Here is a 12136-nt window from a genome sequence, read left to right as displayed (position 1 = left end):
TAAAAACTAATCTTTTACATTTACAAAAGATTAAAATTCAACTATGCACAAAAACATTTTATCTACAATAACTTATGTTGTAAAAACACGTTTTTGCACAAGCTCAAAAGAATTTCAAACAACTGAATTTAATTCGGATAATGGATTAAAAAACAGGTTGGATGCTTTTAGTTTTCTTGAAAATTACATCGAAATTATTTCAAATGAAGGTTTGCTACAAATTGAAAGTAATTTTATTCAACCAAAAGCAATTGATCGAATAAATACTGAAATCAATTTTCCTAACGGAAATAATTACAAACGTTTAAAACTAGTTAATCAAGAAGCTATTTTTATCACTCCAAATGAAACTGTTTTTCCTTATGGAATCAGTTTATCTTTTGTTTTAAATGAAGATTTCGATACTTTAAAAAAAGATAACGAATATGAAATTTATTCTTTAAAAAATTTTGAACAAATTAATTATTCTGAACAACTCAACAGTTTAATAAATGAATATAAATTACTGAAAAACTTAGGTTTTGAAGAACAAATAGATGCAATAAAATTAAATAAAAATCTATTCTCAAATTTTGATATTAAAGCTGATCATTTTGAAATTTTAGACACACCTTTTTTGTGGAATAACTCAACAAGACAATTTTTTATAAATAATATTTCGAACCGAGAATTTATTTTAGATTGTCTTTACGATCATCTTTTTCATTATCAAGATTTTGATTATGTTCAGTTTTTAGAAAAGAATTGTCCGAAAGAAATTGAAAAAAATATTTATGCAATGCTGCATGGTCAGGGAGGTTTATTATTTGTTGGTTATCATCCAGAAAATTTAACCGAAAGTATTATGAGTGATGTCGAATTAATTAATTATTACAATTTACTTGATGCAAATTTTTCTCAGGACGAATATTTATATAAAAATATTAATTTACAAATATTTAGTTTCAATGATTTTCCTGTTTTAGCAATTACGGTTTTTCCATTAAATGAAGAATCAAAAAAGAGTCATGCGTATAACCCTGATAAAATATTTGTACTGCAAAATAATCGATTCATTAAGATGAAAGATAATTAAAAAACAATATTATATTTTCAAAAAAACACAAATACATGAAAGACATCCGTAGATGTCTTTTTTTATTTCACAAAATATTCTATTTTAGACCTAATTTGTAAAATTTATCACACGAAATTACTTTAATTATGAAATTGATTAACACATTAACCTACTCTACAATTGTATTATCGTCTATTGCGGTACATGCGCAAGCACAAGAAAAATTAGACCCAACTGTACAAAGTTTTGTAACCGAAATTCAAAATAATTCGCAGTTGAAGAAAATTTCGCACGAATTATTAGACGGAATCGGACCTCGTTTAGTAGGAACTCCACAAATGGATCAAGCAGGAGAATGGGCAATTAAAACGTTGAAATCTTGGGGAATTGATGCCCGCCGTGAAGATTATGGAACATGGAAAGCATGGGAGCGCGGAATAACGCATGTTGATATGACGTATCCAAGAGCAAAATCTATCGAAGCTACTCAATTAGCATGGTCACCAGCAACTAAAAAAGCTGTGAATGCAGATGCTATCGCAATGCCTGTTTTCAAAACAAAAGCTGAATTTGACGCATGGTTACCTTCTGTAAAAGGAAAAGTTGTTTTGATGTCACAAAACCAATCATATGGACGTTCTGATTATCAATACAAAGATTTTGGTTTAGAGGATTTGTATAAAAAAGTTACTGAAACAAGAAAAGCTGAAGCCGAAGCTTGGGCAAATTCTATAAAAGTGACAGGTTACAACAACAATACACTTCCAGAAGTTTTTGAGAAAAATGGAGCTGCAGCGGTTGCAATTTCTTATTGGACAGGAATTATGGGAGCAAATAGAATTTTTGGTGCAAAAACGAAAACTATCCCAATGTTAGATATTTCGAATGAAGATTACGGAATGTTATATCGTTTAGCTGAAAATGGAACTGCTCCAAAATTGACTGTTAATGCACAATCTAAACACAATGGAGTTGCGAAAACATTCAATATTATTGGAGAAATTAAAGGAAAAGAAAAACCAAACGAGTACATTATTCTTTCTGCTCACTTCGATTCTTGGGATGGAGCGCAAGGAGCAACAGATAACGGAACTGGAACTATCACAATGATGGAAACAATTCGTACAATCAAAAAATTATACCCAAATAACAAACGTACAATTTTGATTTGTTTATGGGGAAGTGAAGAACAAGGATTGAATGGTTCTCGTGCTTTTGTAGAAGATCATCCAGAAATTATTAAAAACACTCAAGCTGTATTTAACCAAGATAATGGAACAGGACGTGTAGTAAACATCAATGGATCTGGTTTTGAAAAATCATATGAATACATGACGCGCTGGTTACAAGCTGTTCCTAATTTTATTACGAAAGAAATCAAGACAGATTTCCCTGGAATGCCAAGTGGTGGAGGATCGGATCATGCATCTTTTATCGCTGCAGGAGCGCCAGCTTTCGGACTTAGTTCATTAAATTGGGGTTACGGTACGTATACTTGGCACACAAACAAAGATACGTATGATAAAATCGTTTTTGAAGAAGTACAAACGAATGCAATTTTGAGTGCTACTTTAACGATGATGGCAGATCAAGAAAAAGATTTAGTAAGTCGTGAGCGTCGTATTTTACCTAATGGTAGAGACGGAAAACAGCAAGAATGGCCAGAGGTTAAAAGCCCGGCAAGAAATTCTGATACTTATTTAAAATAAGATATTTTCAAATAAAAAGTCCACTTTCAGTGGACTTTTTATTTCATATATTTAACTTTCTCTATAATCAACAAACGTAATTGGTTTTCTACTTTCTGGCTTGAAAACAATTGATTGTAATTCTTCAAAAGTTTCAAATTTTATAGAAGGCGTTACGCGTAATTTTGCTCTGAAATAATCTTTTATTTTTGCTAAAAAATCATCGGTTTCGTCTGTTGAAACTAATCGAATTAAAATTTCATCTGTTCCAAATTCGTTCGAATAAATTTCGATTAAATGTAATTTGATTTCATCAAAATGATTCAAAATATCATGTAAAGCTGGCGGATACAAGGTTGTTCCTTTGTACTTTATCATATGTTGCTTTCTACCTTCAACTGGTCCTAATCGATACGAATTACTCCCGCATTTACATTTATCGGAATGTTTGCGTACTAAATCACCTGTTTTAAAACGCAATAAAGGCATTCCTTCTATTCCTAATGTTGTAATTGTCAATTCACCTAATTCACCATCTTGTACAACTTCATTATTCTCGTCTAAAATTTCTGTGATAATCAAATCTGGCTGATGATGTCCTCCAACCGATTCATTACATTCTGTAAACGCTGTTCCCATCTCGGTTGAAGCATAAGTCGAAAAAAGTTGAATATCCCATTTCGAATTTATTTTTTGCGCCAACAAAGACGAATTCAAATCTTTATCACGCAACGACTCTCCAATACACAAAACCGATTTTACGGATGAATTTTGATAATCGATGTTATTTTTCTCTGCATAATCTAACATTTTCAATAAAAAAGATGGAACAGCAACCAAAAATTTGGGTTGATATTTTAAAATAGAATCCCATTGCAATTGCGGAACTCCAGCACCAACACGAATAACGCCCGCGCCTATTTTTCTCAAACCAAGAAAATACGCCAAACCAGCCATAAAACGACGATCAATCGTTGTCATCAATTGTACAACATCACCTTTTTGAACCCCAATTCGTTGAAAAGAATTCATTTCATTTGCTGCCAGACGATCTAAATCTTTATCCGTCAAACCAAATGTTACAGGATCACCTAAAGTTCCAGAAGTTGTTGAGTAATCAATAATTTCAGTTAATGGAACACATAAAAAATCAAAATTATATTGTTGCAAATCATTCTTCGTTGTAACAGGAATTAATTTTAAATCTTCCGTTGTTTGAATAGATTTCCAATCAATTTGATATTTTTTGAATAAATCTTGATAAAATTTGGAATGCGTCGCAAGATACTTTATCTGTTCTTGAAGTTTCTGATTTTGAAATTCTTTAATCTCTTCTAAAGATTGAAGTTCTAAGGATGTTAACGCGTTTTTCGAGAACATTTGGATAATTTTTTCTGAATTTTATTTCGGTCAGGAACTGTAGTCACCTCCTTTGTCAATGCTAATTTATAATAAAAACTCGCTTGTTGATAATCTTTCTGCTGAAAATAATAATCACCAACTTTGTCATAAACCAACCAAAAATCAGGATTATTTTGAATGTAACTTGTTAAAAAAGTTTCATCAATTTTCTTATTTTCTTTTATCAACTTACTTATTTGGTGTGTTTGTTCACGATATTTTTCATAATTAGAATAATCAGCAGATAAGACAAACTTGTCTTTTTCTATTCTCAAACTATCTACATTTAACATATAATTTGAAATAGAATCATTAAAAATTTTATTCAAATCATAAGCTGTAAACTCACCTAATTGATATGGATTTGACGAAACCCAAACCAATCGTTTATCTGGTTGAAAAACAACTGCGTGATGCGCCAATAGTTGATTCAAAGCCTTTTCATTTCCGTAACCTAATTTAGTGTTTTTCAAACCATTTGTATCACGCAATAATTCAACCATTTTAGTGGGATTTAGCTTATTTTCATTCGAAAGATGTTCTTCAATTTTTTCAAAACGATAAACCGAATGACTTTCCTCTTTTTGAATATTATTTCGCTTATCATCCAAATAAACATCACTCTGAAAATGGTTAGTACAAGCTAAATAAGGTTGATTTTGAACTTCATAAACACCAAACTTTTTAGGAGAAATTTCTATCAACACCACACGATGATCTTTTGAACTACCAATCATGATACTCTCAGAAACGAAAACCTTTTTAGTCTTTGCTATTTCAATTGCTTGATCAATCGTTGAGGCATATTGTAAAATTTCTAAAGCAACGAGAGAAATGGGCGTTTTTGCTTTAAGTGGAATAGAAGATTTTCCCGCATTTATCGTTACTGTAAGCCCTTCCAGATTCATTCCAGACGAAACACCAATCATTCCACCCCAAGTCACCGACATATATGGATAACCAGAATTTGGCTTGATAAACGAAATTATTTTATTCTTCGCAAAATCATCATTTGCATAAAAGTCAAAATTACGACCAATCAACAAACCTCCATCTTCAGATTTATTATCCAAAACAGCCAAAGATGAACAACCAACCAACATCAAATCATGCATAGCATGTCCTATATCGTGCGCCCCATGCAAAAAAAGATTGCGATTATATTTATCTATTAACGAATCGTAGCGATTATTTGCAGACTCAGAAAGTCCATAAATTTGTACTTTATATTCATTATTGACATATTTATGTAAATCTCGATTATAATATTTGAGTACTTTGAAAAGAAATTTTCTGCGCTTTTCAGAAGGAATAAAATCAGTTATCAAATTCATGAAAGATTGCTCTTGAAAAGCATATAATTCTTTCGTTAAAACACCTGTTTTTTGACCAATTTCTAACGGATCTCCCGAAACAAAAAGTTCCCAATTTTGTGTTTTATTTTTCTTTAAAAAATTATTTTCAATATAAAAAAGTGAATCATTGATCTCATTTCTACTATATTGTTTTGATTGAAAAGTAGACAAATCAGGACGATTTTCTAAACTTTTTCTAATGCCACAAGATATAAACGTAAAAAAAATAAACGTAAAAAAGTAAATAGTTTTATTCATTCGCATTTAGTTTTATTTCACGATGAACTTTATTCATTAAATAGTCAGCCCCAAGGATTTCGCAACACGTTACAAATGCACCAACCGTTACACCCAAAACTCCATGAACACGGACATTCTGACCAGTAAAAAAAACATTTTTTACTTTTGATCTTGGTGAAATAAATGTTTTCATCGGATGATTACTATCTTTCAAATATCCATACATATTTCCTTTTTCAGAACCTATAAAATCGCGATAAGATAAAGGCGTAGAAGTATGAATTGAAGAAATTTTTTCTCTAATATCAGGAAATTTTTTCTCTAATTTACGAATGATTAATTCCGTTTTCTGACGTTTAAATTCTTCATATTCTTCTCCTCTATTTCCGTAATTATCATTTATATCAACATTATACGATTCTTCCCATTTTTGTACTTCATCAAACATCATATACGTCATAACCGTCATACTTTCCGAATACTCTTCATCTTGTTGATCCATACTAAATGTTGCAATGTATGTATTTGGCCAATCATTTGTAGTTTTTTCGTAGCTGTCCCACACATCATTTATCGAGTTAAAATGATAAATATTATGATTGATATAGGAAAAACTTTTTGGCTTAAAAACAATATAAATAGTAAATGCAGAAGGCGTTACTTCCAAGCTTTTGACGCGTCGAGAAAATGGTTTACCAAACTTACGCTCGCCTAACATATCTATTGTTTTTTTAATGTCAATATTCGAAATGAATAAATTACCAAAGAAACGTTTTCCTTTTGTTGTTTTACAACCAATTACTTCTTCATTCTCGTTTTGTACAAATGATTTTATTTCTTGGTATTTATAAATTTCACCACCATATTTCTTCAGTTCTTTGATCAAAAGTTTTGCGATTTGACTTCCTCCATTTACACATCGCCAAGCCGAATGTATATAAGAGTTAACCGAAAGCGCGTGTATGTACAAAGGCGTTTTCTCTGCTTGGCCTACATAAAGAAAATTATTTCCTACTAAAACCGCTTTCAAACGCTTATTTGTGAAAACCGAATCGATGTATTCTTTCGCATTAAGCGACAAAAAATCTTCTTCATCAGCAAAAGTTCCGATATTCAAATTATACATAGGAAAAGCAGAACAAATTTCCTCTAATTTTTTGCTGTATTTGATTAAATTTTCTCTCTCTTCAGGAAAAAAAACAGCTAATTGATCAACAAAATTCTGATACGTTTGCGCAATTGGATATTCCTGAGAATCATCATCAAACGAAATCATATCAAAACCATTTTTATTCAACTGGCGCAATTTCAATTTGTCGGATATATTCAAATAACTGAAATAGTTATAAAAATTTTCTCCTTTATCCAAACCTCCAACATAGTGAACACCAGTATCAAAAATTGTTTTATTTCGAACAAAAGTTTGCAAATTCCCTCCAAACTGATTGTTCTTTTCTAATACAACAACTTTCTTTCCTTCTTTTGCCAAAATAAGCGCAGAAACAAGTCCTCCCAAACCACTACCAATAACGACTACATCGTAATGAGATTCAGAATTATTTTGTGTAAATTGTGTATTCATTTGTTTCGGTTTGTTGGGCAAAACTTGTAAAAAGTGATTCGTCAATATTTCTATTCTTTAAAACAACAATTTTCTCAAATTGATTTATTGTTTCTTGATAAATATTTTCAATATCAGTAGAAATTAAAAGCGTCTTATAATCATCTATAACATCAAGATCAGAACGATATTCTAACGAACGAATTTTTGTAATGTAATTTGTTGCTGCAATCTCTCGCTTTTCTTCCTCTTTTACAAACGTTATTATTTTTCGGTTTGCTTGTTGCATCAATAATAAAAAATCAATTTGTCCAAAATCATTCGAAAAATGAACTATTTTTTCATCTTTTGTAAATGCATTATTTAATTGATGATAAACAGATTTATTCAAACTAAAATCCTTTTTTACAACTTGAATAATTTCAGATTCTTTGTACAAAAAACTTAAAAATAATTTCTGTTTCCAATAGTTTTTATCTTCATATTTATCTCGAATTTCTTGAAAATTATTTTTAAATTCCTTACTGATTCTTTTAGTTCGTTCTGAATAATTCAAACCATAGTTTTCATCATTCCAAGCAATTCTTTTACCTATTATTGAATAAATATGTCCATCAAAAATTAAAAAATCTCCTTTTGGAATAATCTCTGAATTTCCATGAATATAAATTGGTAAAATATCAAGTTTCAATTTCTCCGCCAAATAAAATGCACCTTTATGAAAACGATTAATATTATTCGTTCGAGAACGTGTTCCTTCAGGGAAAATCATCAACGAAAACTCATTCCCAATTCGAGTTTTAATCTCTTCAATATTATTTTCAACACCGTTTGAAACAGGATAAAAACCTGCCATTTTCACAGCTCGACCAAAAATCGGCGATTTATAAACCCAATCGTTCACTAAGAACACAATTTTAGGCGTACACATTCCAATCGCCAACGTATCCAAGAACGAAGTGTGATTCGCAATTATGATTGACTGTTTCTTGAAGTCTTCTTGATTTGGATTAATAATTTTCTTGACAACAGTTGGCTTTAACATCAACACAGATTTCATAAAAGTTGACATTCCCCATCCAAAAAGTGCATATTTTCTTTCTTTCGAAATTGGTAAAATAAGCATCAAAAATCGAAGAATTAATGAAGTTACCGTACCAAATAATCCAAAATAAATGAAGAAAATTCCACTTTGAATTGCTAACCACAACGTCATTGGACTTTTACCTTTTTTAGGACGATTTGAGATGAAAAATCGAAATAAAATTGGGTAGAAAATAAATGTAATCACTAGCGCTGCCACAACTCCAACTAACGAAACTGATGCAATTGATTTTAACGCTGGATGTTTGGCAAAAATTAACGCTCCAATTGCTAAAATTGTCGTGATAACTGCTAATAAAATCGAAGTGCGATAAGTAGGCATTTCATCTTTTCCAGTCGTATATTCTTTTTGTAAAGCACTCGTCATAAAAATACTAAAATCTACTCCATGACCAAAAACTAATGTACATACAATACTACTGAAAATATTGAATTTAATATCAAAAAGTCCCATCAATCCAGCTGTAACCAAACCTGATAATGCGATAGGAATCGCACTAATAATAACCAATTCGATACGTCGAAAGAAATACCACAATATTAATAAAACAGCAATAAATGAGTAATTGACAAGATTATTAAAATCAGTAGCTAAATTTCCTAAAAAGTTTTCGTTTAACTGTTTACGATCAATTACAATTGTTTCTTTATTATGATATTGTTGAACAAAATTTTCTCGGCTTTCTTCTTTTAATTTTACTAAAGTTGAGATCGTATAAAAACCATTTTTATGAGAAACAAATTCTTCAAAAAGCGAAGGATTAAACGCGCGGTAATCTTCTAATTTTAAAGGTTTATATGCTTTATCGAAAATTGAGAAAAATTGAGTATAAATTTCTTCTTTAAAACCATATTTTTTTCCATCCTTGATAAACTCATTTTTCACAAAATTCACTTTCTCTGAAGTCCAAAAATTTTCCCAATCTTTAATTTTTTCTTGTTGAACTGAAATTGGTAAAACCAACGATTGAATGGAATTATAACTTAAAATCTCATCCTTATTTTCTGCTAGTTCAAGCTTATTTGTTAACGCAATATTTTGATTTAAAACATCTTCTACATTGTTTCCATAATTGACAACATACAACGATTTTGAGATAGAATTTGAAGAAGTTTCTAGCTTTTGTTCCGCTATTTTTTGATCGGTTGGAACGTAATTCAATTTGGATAAATCTTTATCAAAATTGACATTATTAAACGTAAAACAACTCACAATAATCAAAAGAACACAAGCACCAATCAATATCTTGTTATTATGAAATGAAAAGAACGCTAACTTCTCTATTATTGAAGAATTATTTTCAATCGCATCTTGTTTTGGATGATATAAATGTGGAATAATCAATAAAGAAAAAATACCAGAAACAATAACTGTTATTCCAGCAAAAATTCCTAAATCTTTCAACACATCTGATTTCACAAAAAGTAAACACAAAAATGCAATCGCTGTTGTCGTACAGCTCATGATTAACGGTTTCGTAATCTCTCTAAACAATGTTTTAGAATCGCTATTGTGCTTATAATGCGTCATGATATGCAGCGAATAATCAATTGTTATTCCTAATAAAACTGCTCCAATACTCAATGAAATTGCAGAAATTGTACCTTGAATAAAATACAAAAGTGCCAAAGCGAAGAAAAAACCAAAAACGGAAGGAATAAAAATAATTATCGGAATGTAAATTTTTCGATAGAATACAATTAAAATGATCATTAATGTAATCATCGAAATCAAAACGGTTGTTATAATATCTTGTTTAATTTGTTTTGCATTCGCAACTGCAATAAAGCTTGAACCGAAATAACTCAATGTTGATTTTCCGCTATATTCTGGATTTAAATGCTGTTGAATTTCTTCTAAACGATTAACAAATTCAGTATTATGTTCTGTTTCACTTCCTGAAAATTTAGGATTGATAAAAAGAAATAATTTCGAATGATCTTTCGTCACAATAAATCCATTGTAAACTTCGAAATCATCCGTCAAAATCTTTTCTTTTAAACGATTTAATGCAACAAAAGTCAACCCAAGCGGATCTTTCAACATAAATTCTTTTGAAACAATTCCAGTCGGTGTAATCAAACTTTTGTAATTACTTTCAACAATAGAAGCAATCGAATCTTTTAAGAGTTTTTGTTCTAACTTTTTATAATCTTCTTTCTCTAAAAAAAGTGGCAAATTTTGATGAACGAAATCAAAAGTCGAAGCAAAATTATCTAAATCATATTGCCCCTGAATATCATTATAATAGTTATTTAACGGCTGAACACTATCTAAAAAATCTGTTGCCTGTGCCGTCATATCATCAAGCGTTCCAGCTTTATCTTTTTCGATAATCACCGCAACTTTATCCGTAAATTTTAATTGAGCAATAACCTTTGCCATTGCATCATTTTTCTCATCTTTCGGAATGATTCGCGTAATATCTTCTTCAAATTTTAGTCGATTTGCAAAAAATGCACAAGCAACTAAAAAGAGAATAAAAAACAATACACTCAACCATTTATTCGCTTTGATTTGTAAAAATATGTTATAGAAAAATTTATGCATTCTTAACCTTCTTTTGACTGAAATAAGTTAACAAAAAATAACTTACAATTCCACTAACAATACTACAAAAAGTTGCTAAAACTAGGCTTCCGACAATATAACGAAGCAGATTTTTTTTGATAATTTCAAAAGAAACCAAACTCAAATCCAATTGAAAATTGTCTTGCAAAATAAATCCCCCAGTCAACAAAGAAAGATAAATAATTATCGAAATCATTGGCGGAATACTAATGTTGGAACAAAAGAAACTAATCACTTTATTAAGACGAAACATCGACGCTAAAAAAATGGATAAAAAAGTTTGAAAGCCCCAAAATGGAGCGATTCCAAGGAAAATTCCCAAAGCAATTGAAAGCGCTTTTACTTTATTACTATCATTACTTCCTAGGATATCTTCTTTAATGAATGTTCGTATATTTTTTTTTTGAAACTGAAGAAAAAATTTCGTGGTTTGATGTAAAAAATTGTCAAAAAAACCAGAAAAGTATTCAAAATACTAATTCGCGTAAAATCTTGACATGGACGAAAATGTGAAACTCGTTCGTTTGGATCGTACAAAATATCAATCGGAATATTGGTCACCTCAACTCCTTTCCAAGCTGTTCGTACAATAATCTCAATTTCGAATTCGAATTTATTTGTCCAAAACTTTTTCGGAATAAATTTCAACGGATACAAACGATAACCAGATTGTGTATCATTCAGCTTAATTCCAGTCTCGAACCAAAACCAAAAGTTAGAAAACTTATTTCCAAAACTACTTTTCTTCGGAATTCCATCTTGTTCCATTTGACGACTTCCAATAATTAAAACAGGTTTATTTTTTTGATCTAATTCTGTAATAAAATTTGGAATATCATGTGGAAAATGTTGACCATCCGAATCGATTGTCAATGCATATTGGTAGCCTTTTTCTCGCGCAGTTTTAAAACCAATACGTAGTGCATTTCCTTTTCCTTTGTTCTCTGAAAGTTCAACAACAATAAACTGATTCTGATAATCTTTTAAAATTTCAGAAGTAGAATCCGTCGATCCATCATTTATAACTATAATTTGATTCGTGTAATCTAAAACTCCGTCAATCACACGCTTCAATGTTTTATGATTGTTGTAAGTCGGAATAAGTACACAAACTTTTTGTTCGTCTATTTTATGTCGAATAATCGAAAAATCCATTGA

The 12136-nt window shown here is 30.4% G+C and carries 6 protein-coding genes and 1 pseudogene; 2 read left to right on the top strand and 5 right to left on the bottom strand.

What is annotated here, in order from left to right; translation table 11 throughout:
• Positions 1-43 precede the first annotated feature (43 nt).
• On the top strand, positions 44-1075 hold the full coding sequence (locus N5D03_RS08655) for a hypothetical protein (RefSeq protein WP_125350367.1): 1032 nt from the start codon (positions 44-46) through the stop codon (positions 1073-1075).
• A 128-nt stretch (positions 1076-1203) separates the two neighbouring features.
• Positions 1204-2766 (top strand): M20/M25/M40 family metallo-hydrolase, encoded by a 1563-nt coding sequence (locus N5D03_RS08650; protein ID WP_125350368.1) that lies wholly within the window; start codon positions 1204-1206, stop codon positions 2764-2766.
• Between the two features lie 51 nt (positions 2767-2817).
• Here N5D03_RS08650 and N5D03_RS08645 read toward each other — a convergent pair whose 3' ends face one another.
• The 5 genes and pseudogenes from N5D03_RS08645 to N5D03_RS08625 form a co-directional block, all read right to left on the bottom strand.
• Positions 2818-4125: an AMP-binding protein gene (locus tag N5D03_RS08645; RefSeq protein ID WP_280037047.1), complete on the bottom strand. Its 1308-nt coding sequence runs from the start codon at positions 4123-4125 to the stop codon at positions 2818-2820.
• Positions 4104-5765 (bottom strand): C45 family peptidase, encoded by a 1662-nt coding sequence (locus N5D03_RS08640; protein ID WP_114999687.1) that lies wholly within the window; start codon positions 5763-5765, stop codon positions 4104-4106. Before N5D03_RS08640 ends, N5D03_RS08645 begins: the two co-directional genes overlap by 22 nt.
• Positions 5752-7323, bottom strand: coding sequence for an NAD(P)/FAD-dependent oxidoreductase (locus N5D03_RS08635; protein ID WP_280051377.1), 1572 nt, complete (start codon positions 7321-7323; stop codon positions 5752-5754). The genes N5D03_RS08640 and N5D03_RS08635 overlap by 14 nt, the downstream gene beginning before the upstream one ends.
• Positions 7298-10957, bottom strand: a complete 3660-nt coding sequence (locus N5D03_RS08630; RefSeq protein WP_280051376.1) for an MMPL family transporter — start codon at positions 10955-10957, stop codon at positions 7298-7300. Before N5D03_RS08630 ends, N5D03_RS08635 begins: the two co-directional genes overlap by 26 nt.
• Positions 10950-12133, bottom strand: a pseudogene (locus N5D03_RS08625) (DUF2062 domain-containing protein). Before N5D03_RS08625 ends, N5D03_RS08630 begins: the two are co-directional and overlap by 8 nt.
• Positions 12134-12136: the final 3 nt, after the last annotated feature.

Origin of the sequence: Empedobacter sp. GD03861, assembly GCF_029840885.1 — a bacterium.
In the GTDB taxonomy this organism is placed as follows: domain Bacteria; phylum Bacteroidota; class Bacteroidia; order Flavobacteriales; family Weeksellaceae; genus Empedobacter; species Empedobacter falsenii_B.
Note: the sequence above shows the minus strand (reverse complement) of the source record. Positions and strands in the feature narration are given on the sequence as shown.